The organism is Streptomyces radicis, from assembly GCF_003626575.1.
Lineage (GTDB): Bacteria > Actinomycetota > Actinomycetes > Streptomycetales > Streptomycetaceae > Streptomyces > Streptomyces radicis.
On the sequence record NZ_RBDY01000002.1, the window covers coordinates 229,693 to 249,561 of the forward strand.

Here is a 19,869-nt window from a genome sequence, read left to right on the forward strand (position 1 = left end):
ACCTGGCCGCGCGAGCCACGCGCGGTCAGGTCGCGTCACAACAAGCACACCGCCCACCTGTACGGGCTCATGGGCGGGACGGGATACGCGCCGGGGACGCCGCGGGCGCACGGGGTGAACGTGTGGCCGCTGCCGACCGACGTCCTCGGCAGGGCGGACGCGGCGCGGCGGGCGCGCGGTACATCGCGCTGACCACCGTCATCGACGACATCTGCGTTCCCCCTGGCGACCTCGTCACCGGCAGGTTCAGGGGGTACGGGCGCTCGCTGCGCGACCTGGTCGACGCGATGCACGACGAGCGCTGGGCGCGGGCGGTGGCGCCCACTGCGCGTGGCTGGCGTGCGCCGGGCTCGCCTGGGCGCGCACCCGGGGCGAACGGCACACGTGCGCCGGAGCGGCACCGGGGAGGTGATCCCCGGTGCCGGGGCGGGCTCGGCGGGCGGGCTCAGCGCACGGAGACGTCGTTGTAGACGTTGATGGCGCCGTCGCCGTGGTTGGCCGAGTACATGAACTGGTCGGCGTAGTTGCCGTTGCCGTCGAGGTAGTGGTAGCTGTACGCGCCGACGATGTAGCCCCAGCCGCGCGCGGTCTGGAGGTCGTCGAGCCAGGGGCCGCCGCTCGTTCCGTTGCGCATGTCGCACGTCATCCTGATGTCGCTGCCCGCGGCGGTCGACGGGCCCTCGCAGAACCACAGGTCGTTGCCCGAGAAGTCGCCGCGCTGGTAGCCCGCGGCCGGGAAGCCGAGGGCGTGCAGCGAGGCCCATGTCTGGCCCGAGCCGAACGCGTAGCCCTGCGAGCCCACCCAGCCCGCGAGGTCGCCCCTGCTGCCCTGCGGCCAGACGGCGATGGCGGCGAGGTCGTAGGCGAAGTCGCCGTTGTCCTGCCAGCCGATGGTGGTGTTGGCGAACTTGTAGCTCCACTGACCGTGCGGCTCGAGGCCGTTGTCGGCGTCGGGCACGAAGACGATGTTCGTGTGGTAGGTGCCGGGGCCCGTGCCGCCGGGGTGGATGCAGTGGCCCGCGGTCCAGACGGTGTTGTTGTTGGCCGCGGTGACCACGCTGCCGGAGCAGAAGCCGCCGCTGCCGTCGCCGCGCGTGAAGTACACCTTGCCGGTGGTGGTGGCGGGCATCTGGCCCTGGCCGCCCCAGCGTTGGGCCTGGGTGACGGCGGCGGTGCCGATGGTGTCGGTGACGTCTGTGGCGGTGGTGTCTGTGCCGGTGGCGGTGGTGGCGTGCCGCGGTGTGGCGCCGGGGGCGGACCGCGCGGGGAGCGCGTTCGCCGCCTCGGCGTCGGCGAGGGCGTCCGCCAGCGCTCTCTCGCCGACGTCCGGCGGGAGTTCGGGCGTGGCGGCGGCCATGCGCTCCTTGGTCCAGTAGGTGTCGGCCCTGGCGATCTCGGCCGGGCTCGCCGTGGTGCCGCCCGCGGCGGCGGACGCGGCGGCGGGGGTGTCGGCGGTGCGGGCGTCGGGGGTGCGTGCGTCGGCGGCGGCGGGCTGGAGCGCCACCAGGCTGATGAGGACGGCTCCGGCGATGGCCGCGGCGATGCCGCGCCCGCGCCCGGGGCGTGACGAGGTCGAGTCGTTCAACGTGGTCCCCTCCGATGTGATGTGCCGCGCTGGGCACTCGGAGGCCCACGGGGGCGCGCGGGCCACCGCGGGAGACTGGCACATTCCCCCCAAGTGCCAACACTTCCAGGCGAGATGGTAAAGACGCGGCGTCCCCCTGACCATGGGGCGAACGCGGCAGCACACGCGCGCGGGCCACTTCAGGCCATGTACACGGCAAGCCAGGAACGGCGGCGATCTCGGGAACCCGGCCGCGACCGGCCGCGTTATGAGGGTGAGGAAGGCGCACAACTGTCGCGAAACGGGGGCATTCGCATGGCACTCTTCGGGAACGCACACGCGATCGATCCGGCGTCCGCCCAGCGGGACTACGCCAGGCTGCTGGGCCAGGGCGAGCAGATATACGCGGCGTTCCTGCTGATCAGGGACACCATCCTGCTCACCGACCGGCGGCTGATCCTGGTGGACAAGCAGGGGATCACGGGCAAGAAGGTGGAGTACCACTCGGTCCCCTATCGCAGCATCACGCACTTCTCGGTGGAGACGGCGGGCACGTTCGACCTGGACGCCGAGCTGAAGATCTGGATATCCGGGACGCCGACGCCGATCGAGAAGACGTTCACCAAGGGTGTGGACATTTACGAGGTGCAGGCGATTCTTACGCAGTTTGTGGCGCGCTGAGTGTGAGGCGGGGCGGCCTCGGGCGGGGCGGCTACGGGCTGGACGTCCTCCCGCTCGCCGTCTGCCGCGGTGGCTTGTTTCGTGGTGGGTGCGGGTCAGGGCTGGCACCTACGGGGGAGGGGGCGTCGGGTGACCGGCCGTCTCGGTAAACGGTCTCCGTTCGGTCGGCCGGGACCGTACGCCGAACGGGCGCGGCCGCGACCGTACTTGGCGGCCGTCTTCCCGGTGGTCGGTTGCGGTGGCGCGCACCCTTCGGGCCTGCCCTGGCCGCCGCTCTCGTCGTTCACCGCGCGCACGTTGAGCTTATGGAGCGGGCCGGTCCAGGGCCGGGGCGCACCTCGTTCAGCGGGCCCGCCGGACTTTATGCCCCGCTTACGCGAGGACGGATGCTCTTCTGAAACGGGGCACGTTCTGTTCAACACAAAGTGTGCGCCGTTTCACAAGAGCATCCGCCCCGGGATAAGCCGCGGATAAGCACCGGCCCGCTACCTGAGCTCAACGTGCGCCAGGAATGAAAACGCTTCGGGCGGCCAGGGCAGGCCCGAAGGGTGCGCGCTACCCCAGCAGACCACCGGGAAAGCGGCCGCCCGCAAACCCTTCGCGGCCGCGCCCGTTCGGCGAACGGTCCCAGCCGACAACGAGACCGACCGTTGACCGAGACGGCCGCACACCCGACACTCAGCAGACGGCGAACGGGAGGACGTCCAGCCCGTAGCCGCCGACGGACAACAACACCCCTACGGCCGCCCCACAACGGGAATCTCCTCACCAACAGGAGGCGCCCCAGGAGGAGTCCCCTCCCCGAACGGCCGCCCACCCAGCGCCTCGCGACCGTGCGGCGTCAGCCAGCCGGAGAGGTCGGGACCGGCGGGGACGATGCCGGTGGGGTTGATCCCGGTGTGGACCAGATAGTAATGCCGCTTGATGTGATCGAAATCGACCGTGTCACCAAAGCCGGGTGTCTGGAAGAGATCACGCGCATAGGCCCACAGGACCGGATCCTCGGCGATCTTCGAACGGTTGCAGCGGAAGTGGTTGTGGTAGACGGCGTCGAAGCGGACCAGCGTCGTGAACAGCCGGATGTCCGCCTCGGTGATCGTGTCGCCCACCAGGTAACGGCGGTCCGCCAGCCGCTCGGAGAGCGCGTCGAGGCGGCGGAACACATCGCCGTACGCCGCCTCGTACTCCGCCTGCCCGGTGGCGAATCCGGCCCGGTAGACACCGTTGTTGACGTCCTCGTAGAAGCTCTCCACCACGTCGTCGATCTCGTCGCGCAGCGCCTCGGGATAGAGGTCGGGCGCGCCAGGCCGGTGCAGGGCCGTCCACTCGGTGGCCAGATCAAGTGTGATCTGGAGATAGTCGTTGGTGACCAGAAGCCCACTCGGAACGTCCACGATCGCCGGAACGCTGACCCCGCCCGGATAGCCGGTCTCGCGGGCGTCGTACGCCTCCGCCAGGTAGCGGATCCCCAGCACCGGGTCGCGCCCGTCCGGGTCGAGGGTGAAGCGCCAACTGCGGTCGTCCTGGATCGGATCGGTCACCGCGACCGGCAGCGCCGCCTCGAGGCCGAGCAGCCGCCGCGAGATCAGCGCCCTGCTCGCCCACGGGCAGGCCCGGCTCACCACGAGCCGGTACCGCCCGGCCTCCACGGGCCAGCCGTCCGCGCCGTCCGCCGTGACGCGATCGGTGAAGTGGCTGCGCGAGCGGCGGAACTTCTTCCTGCCGTACTGGGCGTTGCCGCTGCCCGGGCCCAGACCCTCGCCGTTGCCCTCGCCGTTGCCGTTGGCGCCCGTGACGCCGCCGTTGCCGTCCATGCCGCTCCTCGTCTCGTCACCGCCGCTCCGGATGCGCGTTCCCCGGCACGCGGAACCTATCGCCTCACGCCCCCGCGCGGGCCAGCCGCGCCGCGCGGGCGCCGAAGCCCGAGGCGCATGGCCGAAAACGCGCCCCACCCCCACATATGGGAGCGCGCCCATGATTTGGGCGTGCGACGTGCGCGGCAGCGCGCGCCGGGCGCGGAAGGGGCGCCCGAGGCGGTCACCCCCACAGGCAGCAGATCTCGCCGAATCGCGGATGACGCGCAAGAGGTGTTGCGCGGACGGTTACGCAACGATCCGATCGGCGCTACGTTGCTTTGCGGGAGCGCTCCCACGGCCCCATCGCACGGCTTACTCTCCGAAGGAGATCCCCCCACATGTTCATCCGACGCACCGCCCGGAGGACGGCCAAGCGCCGAGACGCGCGCCTGCTGAGTTTGCTGGGCGCCGCGCTGCTCGCGCTCGTCGTCACGAGTCTGCCGACCCCCGCGTCGGCCCACGGTGTCGCCATGTCGCCCGGATCGCGGACGTTCCTCTGCTACGAGGACATGCTCGCGAGCGGCAACCAGATGCCGTCCAACCCCGCCTGCGCGGCCGCCGTTCAGGAGAGCGGCACCACGCCGCTCTACAACTGGTTCGCCGTGCTTGACTCCAACGCCGGTGGCCGGGGCCCGGGTTATGTGCCCGACGGCACGATTTGCAGCGCGGGCGACAGGAGCCCGTACGACTTCTCCGCGTACAACGCGCCGCGCAACGACTGGCCGAAGACGCACCTCACCGCGGGCTCGACGATCGAGATCGAGTACAGCAACTGGGCCGCTCACCCGGGTGACTTCGTCGTCTACCTCACCAAGGACGGCTACAGCCCGACCCAGCCGCTCGGCTGGGACGACCTGGAGGAGATCCAGACGGTGACCGACCCGCCGCAGCGCGGTGGCGCGGGCTCGAACGGCGGTGCCTACTACTGGGACCTCCAGCTGCCCGACCGCAGCGGCGACCACCTGTTGATGATCCACTGGATCCGTTCGGACAGCCAGGAGAACTTCTACTCCTGCTCCGACATCGTCTTCGACGGTGGCAACGGCCAGGTGACCCGCTAAGCCGCACCCGAGGGGCCTTCCGCCCCGGGGACCCGCCGCGCCCGCCGCCCCGGCCAGGCGCGCGGCGGGTCCCTTCGCGCGCGGGCAACACCCGCCGGTGAAAACGCCGTTGCCCAGGGCGCGCCGGGGATGACACACTCCCGTTCATGACCGATCGAAAGGCGGCTTCCGCCTCCCTCGCGTGAGCGCCGTGGCGCCGCCGATTCCCGACACGTCCCGGCAGGCCATCGCGCTGGCGCACGCCGTGCGCGACGAGTGGCTCGGACACGGTCTCGCCACGCTCCCCGCCGATCGCGCGCGGGCCGAGGCCGCCGTCACCGAGCTGTACCGCCGACTTGGCCAGCCCCCGCCGCGTTTCCTCTGGACCGCCTCCCCCGTGGCGGCCGTCGCGGCGGTCCGTGGCTCCCTTCCCGACGACGCCCCCGCCTCCCGGCTGCGCCAGCGTGCCCTGCCGGTGTGCGGGCCCGACCTGCCGGTCGCCGGGCGGCTTGCCTCGCTCTGCTCCGGCCTCAGACACCGGCTGCGCGGCTGGGCCGGGCGCGGCTGGGCCGGGCGCGGCTCCCAACCGCGCGGCGGGCGCGGCGAGTTCCGCGAGAACGTCGACGACCCCGAGGCCGCGCTGCGCCGTGGAACGCCACTGTTCGGCGTGGTGGACACGGTGGTCCACACGGCGTTGCGGGCCTCGCTCGCGGACGCGGTGCGCGCCCCGCTGCGCATGGCGCTGCTGCCTGCGGAAGGGCCGCCGCCCGGCCTCAACTGGCATGGCCAGCACGACGCGTTCTGGATCGCCCGCGCGGACCTGGCCGCGCGCCTCGGCGGGCGCCGCCAGCTGTGGCCGGACTCCGAACAGGTGTGGCCCTGGGCCGAGTTGGCGCGGTCGACGGGCTGGTGGTGGCCGGGCCCCGCGCTGTGCGTGATGGCCGAGCGGCCCGTGGAGACGCACACCGAGCCGCTGCGCGACGGCGGGCTCGGCGGGCTGCGGCTGCACCGGGACGACGGCCCCGCGGTGCGGTTCGGGGACGGCGAGGAGCTGTACGCGTTGCACGGAACGCCCGTGCCGCGGTGGGTCGTCGACGGTCCCACGCCCGAGCTGATCCACGGGGAGACCAACGTCGAGGTCCGCAGGACCGCGATCGAACGGCTGGGCTGGGACCGTTACATCGACGAGGCCGGGCTGCGCCTGGTCTCCACCGCGGCGGACCCGGGCAACCCCGGCTCGTTCCTGTCCCTGTACGACGTGCCCCCGCGGGTGTGGGGCGCCTCGGCCCGCCTCGTCGTCGCGACCAACGGCTCGGTCGAGCCCGACGGGAGGCGCCGCCGCTACGGCCTGGCCGTCCCCGGGTACTTCGACGACCCGGTGGCCGCCGCGGGCTGGACCTATGGCCTGACGGGCCCGCAGTACGCCCAGTTGCAGCGCCGCACATGAAGCGGCCCTCTTCATCAACGGTGATGCCCATGACCCATCCCACCCCGCTGACCCTGGCCGAGCTGACCGAGCGGACCGGCCTCGACGTCCTGGCGCATCTGGAGCGTTCGCTGTCGATCCCGGTGATCGACGGCATCCAGGCGCAGGGCGACCTGATCGTCGTCCCGCGGTCCGAGCTGCCCAGGGTGACCCGTTCGCCCCTGGCCCACTGGCAGGACGTCGGGGCCGACGGCGTCGAGCTGCTGCGCGGCGCGAACGGCGGCAACCCCCACACCCTGGTCGCCGACCGGGGCACGTGCGCGTGGACCCCGTATGTCAGGGACGCGCAGGGCCTGACCCTCTGCCTGGTCACCAACAGCGCCCCGGCCTATCTGATCCACCCCGAACACGGCGCCACGGGCATCGCCCCCGGCACCTGGACGATCCGCCGCCAACGCGAACGCGGCGACCCCCGAACACCGGGTGGCGCCCGGCTGGTCCAGGACTGAGCGAGCGGGCGGGCAGGGGCCGTCGGCGGGTCAGCAAGGGCCGTCGGCGGGTCAGCCGGTGCTCGCCGCGGCGAGCGCGCGGGCGTGGTCGTCGGCGGCGACGGCCAGCAGGACGCGCCGCAGCTCCTCGCGGCGGCTGCCACGCGTCTTGAGCGCGTGGCAGTTGGGGCACAGGGCGATCATCTGGCCGGGGTGATCGCGCCCGCCGAGGGCGAGGTCGGCGACGTGGTCGACCTCGAGCAGGGGCTCGCCGTGGTCGGTGACGTCATCCGGCTGGCCGGTGCAACGGGGGTTGCGGCAGCGGCCGTTGGCCCGCGCCAGCGCCAACCGGCGGGCGGCGCCCGATCGCAGGGGCGCGTTCCAGGTCCGCTCGACGCGCCTGCCGTGGTCGCGCGGCTCCAACCGTTCGATGGCGGCGCACTGTTCGGCGTAGCGCAGCGGGTCGAACCCGGCGGTGGCATCGCCGGGGTCGCCCGTCGCCCCCTCGTCGTACAGGCCCGTCTCCTTCAGCAGGGGCTCGGGATCGAGGCCGTCGAAGGAGCTGTCGAGCAGGGCGGCGATCACGGTGAGCCGGGCCTCGCCCGAGTCGCGCAGCAGGTCGTGCGCGTCACGGGCGAGGCCGCTGACCGGCCGGTGCTCGGCAAACCAGCGGTGCGGGCCCGCGTCGCCGTGGGCGTTCGGCCCCTCGGCCGGGTGCTCGGGCAGCTCCCACAGGCCGGCGCGGGTGAGCCCCGCGATCGGGTGGTCGGGGTGGGGGCGCTCGCCGCGCGCGCCGTGCCGTTCGATGAGCCGCCGCAGCTCGCGTTCGGTCTCGGTCCAGGGCAGGAGGCGCTCCTCGCCGCGGCGGGCCCGGCCGATGGCCCACAGCAGCGTGATGGGCTGATGCAGGGCGGGACCGCCGGACGCGTGGCTGACCTCGAGCCGGGCGACCCGGTCGCGGAGCCCTTCGAGGCGCCGCCGCTCGCGGACGTCGACCACGGTGAAGCCCAACTCGCGCAGCCGCTTGACGGCGTGCTCCTGGCCGCCGCTGAAGTCGTCAGGGGACAGGGCCTGTTGGCCCGGCAGAAAGCGATGGGCCACGCCGATGATCGCCTTCGAGTCATAGAGCCTTCCGCCGTGCGACAGCAGGTAGCGCACCGCGCGCCCGAAGCCGTACCGCGCGAGGAACGCGTCGCGTCCGCGCTCGTCGAACTCCGCGACGGCGCGCTCGACATGGACCCCGGCTATGTCCCCTATGGCCATGGCCCGACAGTACGTGACGGATGGGCGCCCGGTTCGCTCTGCCGTCGGCGAATCTGCTGGGGGCCGAGAATCGTGAGGAAGTGGGGGTTTTCGGTCGAGACTTCGGGTGGGCCGTGGTGAGGGTCGCCGCGGTGTGGAACGAGGAGGATCGATCGTGGCGCTCACCCAAAGGCCGCGGGCCGCGGACGGGGACACGGCTCCGTCGCGGTTCGACGACCATCTCGCCGAGCGGTTGCTCGGGCAGCGCATCGTCGTCCTGGGGACCCAGGTGGACGAGGTGTCGGCCAACCGGATCTGCGCGCAGATGCTGCTGCTCTCCGCCGAGGACCCGCGGGCGGACATCAGCCTGTACATCAACAGCCCCGGCGGCTCCGTGCACGACGGTCTCGCGATCTATGACACGATGCGGCTCATACCCAATGACGTGGCCACGCTGGCCATGGGGTTCGCCGCGAGCATGGGGCAGTTCCTGCTCACCGTCGGCACCCGGGGGAAGCGGTACGCGCTGCCGAACGCCCGCATCATGATGCACCAGATCAGCTCGGGCATCGGCGGGACCACGGCGGACATCGCCATCCAGGCGGAGAACCTCGAGTTCACCAAGCGGACCATCGAGCGCATCACCGCCGAGCACACGGGCCAGACCCCTGAGACGATCTCGCGCGACGGCGACCGCGACCGGTGGTTCACGGCCGATGAGGCCAAGGCGTACGGAATGGTCGATCACGTCGTCGTCTCGCTGGCCGATGTGCGGCCCGCGGACGCGTACCGCAGGACGGGGTTCTGAGATGGGTCAGTACACGATTCCCACGGTGGTCGAGCGCACCCCGCAGGGCGAGCGCGCCTTCGACGTCTACAGCAGGCTGCTGTCCGAGCGCGTCGTCTTCCTCGGCACCGAGATCGACGACGGCGTCGCCAACGTCGTCATCGCCCAGCTGCTCCACCTGGAGGCGGCGAACCCCGAGCGCGAGATCGCGATCTACATCAACTCCCCCGGTGGCTCGTTCACTTCGCTCATGGCGATCTACGACACGATGACCTTTGTCAACGCGCCGATCTCGACGTTCTGCGTCGGGCAGGCGGCCTCGACCGCGGCCGTTCTGCTGGCGGGCGGCGACCCCGGGCGGCGGGCCGTGCTCGAGCACGCGCGCGTGCTGCTCGGGCAGCCCGCCAGCCCGGGGCAGCGCGGGACCGCGTCCGATCTGAGCCTCCAGGCCAAGGAGATGCTGCGGATCAGGTCGCAGGTCGAGGAGGTGCTGGCCCGGCACACCGGGCACGACGTGGCGACGCTGCGGGCGGACATGGACCGCGACAAGGTGTTCACCGCGCGGGAGGCGGTGGCCTACGGGCTCGCGGACCAGGTGCTGAGCAGGCGCGCGCCGGTGGCGGCCTGAGCGGGGCCGCCGACGGCGCGGCGGGCGTGGGGAGCTCGGGGCGCGTGCGCGGGGGGCGCGCGCTCAGGCCGCGAGCCTGACCTCGCCCCGGTGCGAACCGGGGTGCACGGCCCGGCGGGAGGCGCTCATGCCACCCTCGCTCCGGCGCGCGGAACGGCGCACGGCGCGTTCGGCGAGCTCGCGCTGGGCGAGCGCCAGCAGGTCGGCCAGGCCGAGGCCAAGCGCCCCGGCCGCGGCGGCGAGCACCTCGGACGACGCCTCCTTGCGGCCGCGTTCGACCTCGGACAGGTACGGCATGGAGATCCGGGCCGCCTCGGCCACGTCCTTGAGCGTGCGCTCCTGGTCGAGGCGGGCGCGGCGCAGCACGTCGCCGAGGACGTGCCGCCACAGCGGCTCCCTGGCGGCGGCGGGCACGGTGGCCGGGCGGAGGGGGATGACGCGGGCTTCGTCGGGCTGCCGGTCCGGCTGCTGGTCGCTCACCCTCCTCAGCCTAGGGAGGCGGCGGGCGCCGGGAAGGGCCCCGCCCTCCGCCCTCCGCGAAATCGACGGGCGCGCCACCCCCGCGCCCGCGCCCGGGCCCCCGCGCCCCCGCGCCCCCGCCTCCGCAACGCCTCCTCCGCAACGCCTCTTTCGCAGCACCTGTGAACGGGCCATCCCCGATTGGGGTGACGGCACTTGCGTCCCGGCCCCACCCGTCCCCCCAGCCACTACGGTGCTCGCCAAGCCGACGCCGTGGTGGCGCCGCGACATGGTGGGAGGGATTCTGTGCCTGTTCTCGCGCTGATTTCCGGTTCCGGCGGGGATTCGCCCATGGTGGGCATGTCGGACGAGGCGATTGATCAATTCCTGTCCGGTCTTGGAGCGGCCGTGCGCGAATTCCTTCGCGAGTCCGACGGCGAACAGCGGCGCCGCGACAGCCTGATGGAGGCGGGCGAGGCGCACCTGGAGCGTTGCGACCGGACGCGTCACCCGCTGGTCGACTGCGAGATGGCCATCTCCTCGACGCGCGAACGCCTCGCCGTCGACTCCGCGACCCGGTTCCGCAACGCCGCCCGCGAGTTCGTGTCCTGGTGGGCCGACGCGGCGGCGGTGGCGCTCGCCGCGGCGGCCGAGGGCGCGCGCGTAACGAGTGTGCGCCTGGGCGCGGGCAACCCCGCGCTCCCCATGGACGAGAAGGAGGTCGCGCAGCTCCCCGAGGTCGACCGCCAGACCCGGCAGATGGTCGAGCTGGCCGCGTGGCTCGGCCCGACCCCGGCGCACGGCGGCCCCGAGCGCGACGACCTGATGGCCGAGGCGCTGGGACTCGCGTCCCGGAGCGGGCTGTTGATCCACCGCGAGGGCGGCGACGTCAAGGTCATCGACGACCCGTGGCCCGAGGCAAGGCGGCGGCGCCTGTGGGGTGAGTTCTGGACCGAGCACCGGATCCCGCGCCTGCCGAGCCCGAACGAGCTGGCCGACCTGCTGGCCGGGGCGGCGCCCGACACCGTGGAACGCGTCCACTCCGGGGCGATGGCGGTGGGGCGCGCGGTGCGGGCCGAGCTGCGCGTCGAGGAGCTGAACAGCCAGGCGGAGGACTGGACGCGCGAGGACGCGGAGGAGTTCGACCGGCTGTGCGACCAGGTGGACGGGCTGACGGGGCTGCTCGCCGCGTACGCCGGGCTGCTCACCGAGAGCCTCCCCGAGGTCCGCGCGGCGACGCGCCGTCGGGTGCGAGCCGGAGCGGGCGCCGGCGCGAACGCCGGAGCGGGCGCCGGAGTGAGCGCCGGGGTGGGCGATGAGTTCCGGGGGCGCTCGAGGCCGTAGCGGCGGATCACCTGGCCGGTCGGCCGAGCCCGCCGCACCGCGCGGGCGAGCCGTTGGGGACGGCGGGCGACCGGGACGCGGCGGGCCCGCGCGGCCCGCGGTGGGGTTGACGTGTGCATGGTCGGGTATTTTCAGCGCACGGGGCTCAACCCGCGTAGATCACGGGCGTTCCGTTGTCCCGTCGAACCCCCACATCGTTCAAGAGAGGTCCCCCCACATGCGTATGCGATCTGTTCTGTCCGCGGTCGGCGCCGTCGGTGCGGCCGGTGCGCTCGTCCTCGGCTCGGGCGGCGTCGCGGCCGCGGAGAGCGCCGACGTCGCGCCGCTCGTGACCAAGATCAGCCACAGCCAGGCCACGTCGATGTTCCAGGCGTCCGGCATCACGTGGTCGTCCTCCGGCGGCTGTTCGGACCGCAACGTCCCCACCTGCACGTCGTTCGACCAGCTGAACCTCGAGTCCGCGCAGGGCGCCCAGACGCTCAGGTCCGCCAGCGGCTGCTCCCTCAACATCACCGGCGGCACCGAGACCGGCCACGCGGGCGGCACCTACAGCCACTGGAACGGCTACAAGCTCGACTTCGGCCTCAACGGCTGCATCGACGGCTACATCACCGGCGTCTTCACCTACATCGGCCAACGCGGCGACGGCGCCGCCCTGTACGAGTCGGGCTCGGGCAACGTCTACGCCCGCGAGGGCAACCACTGGGACGTCACCTACTACAACTGCGGCGGCTGCTGACCGGCCCCCGCTGACCAGGCTCCCCCGTTCGGCCCCCCGGATAGACTGGGGGGCCGATCGTCTGACGGAAGAGGGGAGTTCCGCGGCATGGACGGGACGGTGACGGCGGTCAGCAGCAGCGGCGAGTACTCGTTCACCAAGCCGAATCGGGACAGCATCACCCTGCTCGCGGGACTCGGCGTCGAGGGGGACGTCCACGCGGGGGTCACGGTCAAGCACCGGTCGCGCATGGCGCAGGACCCGACCCAGCCGAATCTGCGGCAGGTCCACCTCATCCACGCGGAGCTGCTCACCGAGCTCGCGGCCGACGGCTTCCCCGTCGCGCCGGGCGAGCTGGGCGAGAACGTCACCACGACCGGCGTCGACCTCCTCGGCCTGTCCGTGGGCACCCTGCTGCGCCTCGGCGGCAGCGCGGTGGTCGAGGTCACGGGCCTGCGGAACCCCTGTGTGCAGATCGACACCTTCCAGGACGGGCTGCTGAAGAAGGTGATCAGCCGCGACGCCGCGGGGAACGTCGTGCGGCGGGCCGGGATCATGGGCGTGGTCCGCCGGGGTGGCGTCGTCCGCCCCGGCGACGCGATCAGGGCCCAGCTCCCCACGTCCCCGCACCGTCCCCTCGAACGCGTCTGAGCGCGGGGGGCGTTGAGGGGTGGACGCCTCGACGAGCGCGCTGATCGTCGCGGTGGCGGGCGTGGTCGGCACGCTGGCCTCGGGCCTGCTGGCACACCGCGGCGCGCTGCGGGCCGTGTCGGTGCAGCTGACCCACGCCGAGCGGCAGTGGCGGCGGGAGCACGAGGCGCAGGACCGGCGCGAGGAGATGGCCGCGCGCCGGGCGGTGTACATCGCGCTGAACCAGTCGCTCAGGCAGTACCACGCGGCGGTGTACCGCGATCACCAGGCGCGGGCGGCCGGGCGGGTCGAGCCCGAGCTGACCGAGCGGCGTGCGGCGGACCGGCGTGCGATGCGTGAGGTGTACGCCGAGGCGCAGATGACCGTTCCCGACGAGGTGATGGAGGCGGCGGGGCGGCTGTTCCACCTGCTGGAGCGGACCAACAGGAGCGTCGAGTCCGGCGATCTCGACGGCGTTCCCGAGCGGCTGGCGCGGGGCTCGGAGTGGCTGTACGAGGTGCGGCAGGTGATGCGGCGGGACCTGGGGATCAGCGACCTGCCGGTGCGGCGGCCGCAGGGGTACGGCGACGTCTGAGGCGCGCGGCCGCGCGAGGGCGCGGGTCGCGTAGGGGCGGGGCGGCGGGGTACTCGGGGGCGCATGAATGTCCCAGAGGTGTCCGCGTTGCCCGACGCGCGGGGGGTGCCTCCCGCTTGCGGGGTGGGGGTACCTCCCGCTTGCGGGGTGGGGGTACCTCCCGCTTGCGGGGGAGTGTCCGAGGCGTTGATCGGCGCGCTCCGGCGTGAGCCGGGGCGCGCTGTCGAGGTGTGCGCCGGGGGGCCGGTCGAGGGGGCCGAGCCCTACGGGGAGGACCTCCAGCTGGCGCTCTATCTCTGTTACGAGCTGCACTACCGCGGCCTCGATGGCGTGGACGCGGCGTGGGAGTGGGATCCGGAGCTGCTGCGGCTCCGTGGGGCGCTCGAGGAGCGCTTCCTCGGCGCGCTGCGCACGGACGCCCCCACGCACGAGACGCCCGCCGAGGCGTTGGACGCGCTGCTGGTCGAGCCGGTGAACGGCACCGGCCTCTCGTTCTACCTACGGGACGAGGGGGAGCTGTGGCACCTGCGCGAGTACGCGGCGTTGCGCTCGCTCTACCACCTGAAGGAGGCCGACCCGCACGCGTGGGCCATCCCCCGGCTCTCAGGGCGCGCCAAGGCGGGGCTCGTGGCCGTGGAGTACGACGAGTTCGGGGCGGGGCGCGCGGAGCGGGCGCACGCGCGGTTGTACGCGGAGCTGATGGCCGACCTCGGGCTGAACCCGGCCTACGGCCGTTATCTGGAGGAGGCGGGCACGGCCGAGGCGCTGTGCACCGTGAACCTGATGTCGATGCTCGGCCTCCACCGGGTGCTGCGCGGCGGCCTCGTCGGGCACTTCGCGGCGCTCGAGACCATGTCGTCGCCGGGGTCGCGGCGCATGGCGCAGGCGCTCGAGCGGGCCGGGGCCGGGGAGGCGGCGGTCGGCTTCCACCTGGAGCACGTCGAGGCGGACGCGGTGCACGAGCAGCTCGTGCGGCGCGAGGTCGTCGGGGGCCTGCTCGAGGACGAGCCGTGGCTCGCCAGGGACGTGGCGTTCGGGGTGGACGCGACGGTGTGGCTGGAGGACCGTTTCGCCGAGGCCGTGCGCGGGGCGTGGGAGCGCGGCGAGTCCGCCCTGCGCCGCCCCTTGTCTTGACGCGCCCCGGCGCACGGGCGCACGCGGCGCCCACGGGCGCACGCCGCGCCCGTTCAGCCCTCGTCGCGCCGGCGCGGGCGGTGGCTCGTGTCGCAGAACGGGAAGTGCTTGCTGCGGCGGCACGTGCACAGCGCCACGACCGGGCGGTCCGAACGGGTCGTCGTGCCGTCCTCGTGCCGGAACTCCACCGGCCCCTCGATCAGCAGCGGCCCACCGCGCTCCTGCGCGACCCGCCGCGCGGGCCGTTCAACGGCGGACTCGGCGGGCTCGGCGGACCCGGCGGACCCGAACGGCTCGCGCGAAGGCTTGTGCGTCGACATGGCCCGCGAGTACCCGGATATGGACGGTTCGTGCCGTCACGCCCGAGAATGGCGACCGGCCGATCGGGACAGGACACGAGGAGAGCGTTCATGGCACACGACGTACGTCATGAGGTACGTGGCGTCATCGCACCGGGCAAGAACGAGCCGGTGCGGGTGGAGACCGTCCTGGTCCCCGACCCGGGCCCCGGCGAGGCGCTGGTGCGGGTGCAGACCTGCGGCGTGTGCCACACCGACCTGCACTACAAGCAGGGCGGGATCAACGATGAGTTCCCGTTCCTCCTGGGCCACGAGGCCGCCGGGGTCGTCGAGGCGGTCGGCGACGGCGTGGCCGACGTCGCGCCGGGCGACTTCGTGATCCTCAACTGGCGCGCGGTGTGCGGCCAGTGCCGGGCGTGTCTGCGCGGCAGGCCGCAGTACTGCTTCAACACGCACAACGCCACGCAGCGCATGACCCTGACCGACGGGACGGAGCTGTCCCCCGCGCTGGGCATCGGCGCGTTCGCCGAGAAGACGCTGGTCGCCGCGGGGCAGTGCACCAAGGTGGACCCCGCCGCGTCCCCCGCCGCGGCCGGGCTGCTCGGCTGCGGCGTCATGGCGGGCATCGGCGCCGCGATCAACACCGGGGGCGTAGGGCGCGGCGACAGCGTCGCTGTCATCGGCTGCGGCGGCGTCGGCGACGCGGCGATCATGGGCGCCAGGCTCGCGGGCGCGGCGCGGATCATCGGGATCGACATCGACCCGCGCAAGCTGGAGACCGCGCTGCGCCTCGGCGCCACCCACACGGTCAACGCGGCAGACGCCGACCCGGTCGAGGCGGTGCGCGAGCTGACCGGGGGCTTCGGCGCCGACGTGGTGATCGAGGCGGTGGGCCGCCCCGAGACGTACCGGCAGGCGTTCTACGCCCGCGACCTGGCCGGAACGGTCGTGCTCGTCGGGGTGCCGACGCCCGAGATGACGCTGGAGCTGCCGCTGCTCGACGTGTTCGGGCGTGGCGGCGCGCTCACGTCGTCGTGGTACGGCGACTGCCTGCCGTCGCGGGACTTCCCGATGCTGATCGACCTCTATCTCCAGGGGCGCCTCGACCTGGACGCGTTCGTCAGCGAGACGGTCGGGCTCGACGACGTGGAGGCGGCGTTCGACCGCATGCACGCGGGCGACGTGCTGCGCTCGGTGGTGGTGCTGTGATGGCCGCGTGGATCGAACGCGTCGTCACCTCGGGCACGTTCGCGCTCGACGGCGGCGTGTGGGACGTCGACAACAACGTGTGGATCGTCGGCGACGACACCGAGGCCGTCGTCATCGACGCCGCACACGACGCCGACGCCATCGCCGAGGCCCTGGGCGGGCGGCGGCTGCTCGCCATCGTGAGCACGCACGCGCACAACGACCACGTCAACGCCGCGCCCGCGCTCGCCGAACGCACCGGCGCGCCCGTCCTGCTGCACCCGGACGACCTGCCGCTGTGGAAGCTGACGCACCCGGACCGGGCCCCCGAAGGGGAGCTGGCCGACGGGCAGGTGATCACCGTCGCGGGCACGGCGCTCACCGTGCTGCACACGCCGGGGCACGCGCCGGGCGCGGTGTGCCTGTACGCGCCCGCGCTCGGGACGGTGTTCACCGGGGACACGCTCTTCGCGGGCGGCCCCGGGGCCACGGGGCGCTCGTTCTCCGACTTCCCCACGATCATCCGGTCGATCGAGGGGAGGCTGCTGAGCCTCGCCCCCGACACCGCGGTCCGCCCCGGTCACGGGGACGGCACGACGGTCGGCGACGAGGCCCCCCACCTCGACGCGTGGATCGCCCGCGGGCACTGAGCCATGGCCGCGCCCGGCGCGGCCATGGCGTTGCGCGGGTGCACCCCCGCATGAGTCGGCGCGTCGACGGCGTGTTTGACTCCTCGGGCGGCCAGGGGGTTGCGGCCATGGTCGGAACGGCGGGTCGTCCGGCATGCTGGAGAGTGACGTGTCAGCGGCTGGATGACGTGATCTCACCGAGCGTAAAGGCAGCGTTTACCACGCGGTCACCCGCGCGTATCCTGACTCGCTGGTCGCGTGTTTACGGTCGTGCCTGTCCTGCTCACTGCCCCTGGAAACCCGGTGCCCAAGCTCTCAGTCATCGTCGCCTGCCACAACGTTCAGGACTTCGTCCCCACCACCCTCCGGAGCCTGGAGAGAAACGCGGGGCCCGACACGGAGTTCATCCTGGTCGACGACCGGTCCACGGACGCCACGGGCGAGATCCTCGGACGGGCGGAGGGCAAGCTCCCGCAGGCCAGGGTGCTCCGGCACGACACCAACCTGGGCATCTCCCAGGCGCGGAACACCGGGATCGAGGCCGCGAGCGGCGACTACGTCACGTTCCTCGACGGTGACGACTGGTACGCGCCCGGCTATCTGGACCAGCTGACGGCGGCGGCCGAGTCGATCGACTGCGACTACGTGCGCACCGACCATGTGCAGTCGAACGGGAAGCGGCGCACCGTGGTGCGCGCCCCCGCGCCCCGGCGCGGGGTGGCGATGAGCCCGCGCGACGCGATCGCGCCCGCCGACCGCAAGACGATGGTGGACTACCCGTTCGTGTGGGCGGGCGCGTACCGGCGCTCGCTGTTCGACGACGGGCTGCGCTTCCAGACGCACCTGCGCACCGCCGAGGACCGGGTGTTCTGCTGGCAGCTCCAGCTGCGCGCGACGTCGTTCGCCTCGGTGGGGCTGCTCGGGATGTTCTACCGGCGCGGCGTCACCACGTCGTTGACCCAGATACGGGACGACCGGCAGCTCGACTTCCTCCCGGCGCACGACCTCATCCTCGACGAGGTCATGCGGGACCGGGAGTCGGAGCGCTTCCTGCCGAAGATCGTCCGGACGTACTGTGCCATGATCGCCTTCCACGCCGCGAACGCCGAGCGCTACGAGCCGGACGCCGCACGGCGGTTGAAGCAGGAGTCGACGGCGGCGCTGCGGCGCTTCCCGCCGCAGCTGCTCGAGCGGACACTGGTGGCCATGGGCGACGAGCGCGGGAGAGTGCTCAGGCGGTTGCTCGGCCGGGTACGGAAGGCGGCCTGAATCCATGGACGTTCGGAACACCCCGCGCGACGACAAGCTGATCCAGATCTTCGAGGTCTCCACGCTCTACGGCGCGGCCACGCTGGCCGCGGCGCTCGACGCCGGGCAGTTCGGCCCCGGCGGCTCGGCGCACCGCGTGCTCCTGGTCTCGAACAACGCCGCGATCCCCGAGACCGCCTCCGGCATCGACGAGATGACCGGCTGGGGCCGGATCGCGGCACGTTTCGACCAGGTCGTCGACTGGAACGAGACCATCAGCCCGCACCACCCCAGCGACTGGGGCCCCGCCGACCGTGACTCGCCCCTGTGGGAGCGGCTGCTGCGCCGCTGGTGGGGGCTGGGCGACGGGCCGGTCGAGCTGGCCGTCGAGTCGGTGCACGCCAAGCCCGCGGCGGCGCTCGCGACGATCTTCGCGAACGCCGATGTGCACGTGTACGCGGACGGGTTGATGAGCTACGGGCCGACGCGCGACCGGCTGTCCCCCGACACGTCGATCCGTATCCAGCGGCTGCTGCACCTCGATCTGGTGCCCGGCCTCCGCCCTTTGCTGCTCGCCGAGCACCAGGTGCCCGCCGAGGTCGTGCCGAACGACGCCTTCCGCGCGGTCCTCGACGAGATCAGCGCGCAGCACGAGCCCGCGGTGGCGCCCGACGCGGACGGGGTCCCCGAGGGGAAGCCCGCGGTGATCCTCGGCCAGTACCTCGCGGCGATCGACATCCTCAGCGTGCGCGAGGAGGAGGCCCTGCACGAGCGGATGCTGCGCGGGGCGGCGGCGGCCGGGTTCCGCACGGTGGTGTTCAAGCCGCACCCGACGGCGCCCGCGCAGTACTCGCGCGTGCTGGAGAAGGCGGCGGCCGAGGCGGGCGTCAGGCTGACCGTCCTCGACACCCCGATGCTGGCGGAGACGGTCTTCGACCACCTCGATCCCGGCCTTGTGGTGGGCTGCTTCTCGACGGCGATGCTGACGGCCTCGGTGTACTACGGGGTGCCGATCGCGCGCGTCGGGACGGGGCAGCTGCTGGAGAAGATCAAGCCCTACCAGAACAGCAACCGCATCCCGCTCACCATCGTCGACGCGCTGGTCCCCGACCTGGAGAAGAAGAAGGCGGGGGAGGTCGTCACGCGACGGCCCGACGTCGCCGCGTCGGTGGAGCCGCTGGTGCGAACGGTCGGCTTCTGCATGCAGGCCAAGACGAACCCCGGCCTGCGCGGCGAGGCCGAGGCATGGCTCACCGCGAACCTGAACGACGCCACCCGCCGCTACTTCAAACGCGCCCGCCTGACGGCCCTGGCCCTCCCCGGCGGCTTCGCCTCGGGAATCACCCGCCAACTCCCCGGCGGAAGCGCGGCCCTGAGAATCGCCCGAAAGGTCAGGAAGGCAACACTCCGCAACAAGTGACGCTGCGCTGGCCTGGCCGTTGGGGTGCGGCGGATGTCGCTGCGCTGGCCTGGCAGTGGGTAACGCTGCGCTGGACAGGCAGTGGACGGTGCTGCGCACGGCAGGGTGCACGAGGAACGCTGCGCTGGCCGGGCCACAGGTAACGCTGCGCTGGGCAGGTAGTGGGCGGTGCTGCGCACGGCAGGGCGCACCTTGGGTGCGGTGCCTGCTGCGCTCCGCGCCGGTGAACAAAGGCGGCCCGGTGCTGCGCACGCACAGTGGCAAGCCACCTGACCCAGCAGGCAACGGCGCTCCGGGCAACCAACCCGGGCGGTACCGCGCACCGCAGGGCGCACCAAGAACGCTGCGCTGGCCAGGTAGTTGGCGGTGCTGCGCACCGCAGGGCGCACCTTGGGCGCAGTGAACAACGCGCGAGCCGTCGCCGCATCACGGCGGACCCGGCCAACGGCCCGGTACCGCGCACCGCAGGGCGCAGCTTGGCGCGGTGCCCGCT

The 19,869-nt window shown here is 72.9% G+C and carries 20 protein-coding genes and 1 pseudogene; 16 read left to right on the forward strand and 5 right to left on the reverse strand.

Annotated elements, in window-relative coordinates:
• The first annotated feature begins 122 nt into the window (after positions 1-122).
• Positions 123-470 carry a hypothetical protein gene (locus D7318_RS32390; protein ID WP_147437611.1) on the forward strand — a complete coding sequence of 116 codons (348 nt, stop codon included), beginning with the start codon at positions 123-125 and terminating at the stop codon, positions 468-470.
• On the opposite strand, the gene D7318_RS03940 is transcribed toward D7318_RS32390, so the two are convergent.
• On the reverse strand, positions 446-1,585 hold the full coding sequence (locus D7318_RS03940) for a trypsin-like serine peptidase (RefSeq protein WP_147437612.1): 1,140 nt from the start codon (positions 1,583-1,585) through the stop codon (positions 446-448). The two genes, D7318_RS32390 and D7318_RS03940, sit on opposite strands and share 25 nt — an antisense overlap.
• Positions 1,586-1,879: 294 nt before the next feature.
• Here D7318_RS03940 and D7318_RS03945 point away from each other — a divergent pair, with 294 nt between their 5' ends.
• A complete protein-coding gene (locus D7318_RS03945) occupies positions 1,880-2,245 on the forward strand; it encodes a PH domain-containing protein (protein WP_113688265.1) in 366 nt (121 codons plus the stop codon).
• 737 nt (positions 2,246-2,982) lie between these two features.
• On the opposite strand, the gene D7318_RS03950 is transcribed toward D7318_RS03945, so the two are convergent.
• A complete protein-coding gene (locus D7318_RS03950) occupies positions 2,983-4,059 on the reverse strand; it encodes a glutathione S-transferase family protein (protein WP_120695421.1) in 1,077 nt (358 codons plus the stop codon).
• Between the two features lie 380 nt (positions 4,060-4,439).
• Here D7318_RS03950 and D7318_RS03955 point away from each other — a divergent pair.
• The 3 genes and pseudogenes from D7318_RS03955 to D7318_RS03965 form a co-directional block, all read left to right on the forward strand.
• Positions 4,440-5,156, forward strand: a pseudogene (locus D7318_RS03955) (lytic polysaccharide monooxygenase auxiliary activity family 9 protein); the annotation flags it as partial.
• 187 nt (positions 5,157-5,343) lie between these two features.
• Positions 5,344-6,588, forward strand: a complete 1,245-nt coding sequence (locus tag D7318_RS03960) for a DUF6745 domain-containing protein (RefSeq protein ID WP_230423325.1) — start codon at positions 5,344-5,346, stop codon at positions 6,586-6,588.
• Between the two features lie 29 nt (positions 6,589-6,617).
• A complete protein-coding gene (locus D7318_RS03965; RefSeq protein WP_183091297.1) occupies positions 6,618-7,076 on the forward strand; it encodes a hypothetical protein in 459 nt (152 codons plus the stop codon).
• Positions 7,077-7,127: 51 nt separating this feature from the next.
• On the opposite strand, the gene D7318_RS33320 is transcribed toward D7318_RS03965, so the two are convergent.
• Positions 7,128-8,318 carry an HNH endonuclease signature motif containing protein gene (locus D7318_RS33320; RefSeq protein ID WP_230423327.1) on the reverse strand — a complete coding sequence of 397 codons (1,191 nt, stop codon included), beginning with the start codon at positions 8,316-8,318 and terminating at the stop codon, positions 7,128-7,130.
• 154 nt (positions 8,319-8,472) lie between these two features.
• Between D7318_RS33320 and D7318_RS03975 the strand changes: the two genes are divergently transcribed.
• Together D7318_RS03975 and D7318_RS03980 are read left to right on the forward strand one after the other, a co-directional pair.
• The gene (locus D7318_RS03975) at positions 8,473-9,105 is read left to right on the forward strand and encodes a ClpP family protease (protein ID WP_230423329.1); all 633 of its coding nucleotides are present in this window, start codon (positions 8,473-8,475) and stop codon (positions 9,103-9,105) included.
• Position 9,106: 1 nt separating this feature from the next.
• Complete coding sequence (locus D7318_RS03980) at positions 9,107-9,712, forward strand: ClpP family protease (RefSeq protein ID WP_120695425.1); 606 nt, start codon at positions 9,107-9,109, stop codon at positions 9,710-9,712.
• Between the two features lie 63 nt (positions 9,713-9,775).
• Here the strand turns inward: D7318_RS03980 and D7318_RS03985 are convergent, their stop codons facing one another.
• Positions 9,776-10,192 (reverse strand): helix-turn-helix domain-containing protein, encoded by a 417-nt coding sequence (locus tag D7318_RS03985; protein ID WP_408055439.1) that lies wholly within the window; start codon positions 10,190-10,192, stop codon positions 9,776-9,778.
• 330 nt (positions 10,193-10,522) lie between these two features.
• Between D7318_RS03985 and D7318_RS03990 the strand changes: the two genes are divergently transcribed.
• The 5 genes from D7318_RS03990 (at position 10,523) to D7318_RS04010 (ending at position 14,592) form a co-directional block, all read left to right on the forward strand.
• Complete coding sequence (locus tag D7318_RS03990; RefSeq protein WP_147437613.1) at positions 10,523-11,515, forward strand: hypothetical protein; 993 nt, start codon at positions 10,523-10,525, stop codon at positions 11,513-11,515.
• 217 nt (positions 11,516-11,732) lie between these two features.
• Positions 11,733-12,254: a hypothetical protein gene (locus D7318_RS03995; RefSeq protein ID WP_120695428.1), complete on the forward strand. Its 522-nt coding sequence runs from the start codon at positions 11,733-11,735 to the stop codon at positions 12,252-12,254.
• A gap of 87 nt (positions 12,255-12,341) precedes the next feature.
• The gene (locus tag D7318_RS04000; RefSeq protein WP_120695429.1) at positions 12,342-12,884 is read left to right on the forward strand and encodes an MOSC domain-containing protein; all 543 of its coding nucleotides are present in this window, start codon (positions 12,342-12,344) and stop codon (positions 12,882-12,884) included.
• Positions 12,885-12,903: 19 nt separating this feature from the next.
• The gene (locus D7318_RS04005) at positions 12,904-13,458 is read left to right on the forward strand and encodes a hypothetical protein (RefSeq protein ID WP_120695430.1); all 555 of its coding nucleotides are present in this window, start codon (positions 12,904-12,906) and stop codon (positions 13,456-13,458) included.
• Positions 13,459-13,644: 186 nt separating this feature from the next.
• Positions 13,645-14,592: an iron-containing redox enzyme family protein gene (locus tag D7318_RS04010; RefSeq protein ID WP_230423331.1), complete on the forward strand. Its 948-nt coding sequence runs from the start codon at positions 13,645-13,647 to the stop codon at positions 14,590-14,592.
• Positions 14,593-14,645: 53 nt separating this feature from the next.
• On the opposite strand, the gene D7318_RS04015 is transcribed toward D7318_RS04010, so the two are convergent.
• Positions 14,646-14,912, reverse strand: coding sequence for a CDGSH iron-sulfur domain-containing protein (locus tag D7318_RS04015; RefSeq protein WP_120695432.1), 267 nt, complete (start codon positions 14,910-14,912; stop codon positions 14,646-14,648).
• 90 nt (positions 14,913-15,002) lie between these two features.
• Between D7318_RS04015 and D7318_RS04020 the strand changes: the two genes are divergently transcribed.
• The 4 genes from D7318_RS04020 (at position 15,003) to D7318_RS04035 (ending at position 19,376) form a co-directional block, all read left to right on the forward strand.
• Positions 15,003-16,100, forward strand: coding sequence for an S-(hydroxymethyl)mycothiol dehydrogenase (locus D7318_RS04020; protein WP_120695433.1), 1,098 nt, complete (start codon positions 15,003-15,005; stop codon positions 16,098-16,100).
• Positions 16,100-16,729 (forward strand): MBL fold metallo-hydrolase, encoded by a 630-nt coding sequence (locus D7318_RS04025; protein ID WP_120695434.1) that lies wholly within the window; start codon positions 16,100-16,102, stop codon positions 16,727-16,729. The genes D7318_RS04020 and D7318_RS04025 overlap by 1 nt, the downstream gene beginning before the upstream one ends.
• A 282-nt stretch (positions 16,730-17,011) precedes the next feature.
• Positions 17,012-17,977 carry a glycosyltransferase family 2 protein gene (locus D7318_RS04030; RefSeq protein WP_120695435.1) on the forward strand — a complete coding sequence of 322 codons (966 nt, stop codon included), beginning with the start codon at positions 17,012-17,014 and terminating at the stop codon, positions 17,975-17,977.
• A gap of 4 nt (positions 17,978-17,981) precedes the next feature.
• The gene (locus tag D7318_RS04035) at positions 17,982-19,376 is read left to right on the forward strand and encodes a polysialyltransferase family glycosyltransferase (RefSeq protein WP_120695436.1); all 1,395 of its coding nucleotides are present in this window, start codon (positions 17,982-17,984) and stop codon (positions 19,374-19,376) included.
• The last annotated feature ends 493 nt before the right edge of the window (positions 19,377-19,869 follow it).

Coding starts and splice junctions, on each gene's coding strand:
- D7318_RS04020 (WP_120695433.1), top strand. CDS start 15,003: ATGGCACACGACGTACGTCATGAGGTACGTGGCGTCATCGCACCGGGC.
- D7318_RS03995 (WP_120695428.1), top strand. CDS start 11,733: ATGCGTATGCGATCTGTTCTGTCCGCGGTCGGCGCCGTCGGTGCGGCC.
- D7318_RS04035 (WP_120695436.1), top strand. CDS start 17,982: ATGGACGTTCGGAACACCCCGCGCGACGACAAGCTGATCCAGATCTTC.
- D7318_RS03965 (WP_183091297.1), top strand. CDS start 6,618: ATGACCCATCCCACCCCGCTGACCCTGGCCGAGCTGACCGAGCGGACC.
- D7318_RS03945 (WP_113688265.1), top strand. CDS start 1,880: ATGGCACTCTTCGGGAACGCACACGCGATCGATCCGGCGTCCGCCCAG.
- D7318_RS04015 (WP_120695432.1), bottom strand. CDS start 14,912: ATGTCGACGCACAAGCCTTCGCGCGAGCCGTTCGGGTCCGCCGGGTCC.
- D7318_RS03980 (WP_120695425.1), top strand. CDS start 9,107: ATGGGTCAGTACACGATTCCCACGGTGGTCGAGCGCACCCCGCAGGGC.
- D7318_RS33320 (WP_230423327.1), bottom strand. CDS start 8,318: ATGGCCATAGGGGACATAGCCGGGGTCCATGTCGAGCGCGCCGTCGCG.
- D7318_RS03990 (WP_147437613.1), top strand. CDS start 10,523: ATGGTGGGCATGTCGGACGAGGCGATTGATCAATTCCTGTCCGGTCTT.
- D7318_RS03950 (WP_120695421.1), bottom strand. CDS start 4,059: ATGGACGGCAACGGCGGCGTCACGGGCGCCAACGGCAACGGCGAGGGC.
- D7318_RS04000 (WP_120695429.1), top strand. CDS start 12,342: ATGGACGGGACGGTGACGGCGGTCAGCAGCAGCGGCGAGTACTCGTTC.
- D7318_RS04025 (WP_120695434.1), top strand. CDS start 16,100: ATGGCCGCGTGGATCGAACGCGTCGTCACCTCGGGCACGTTCGCGCTC.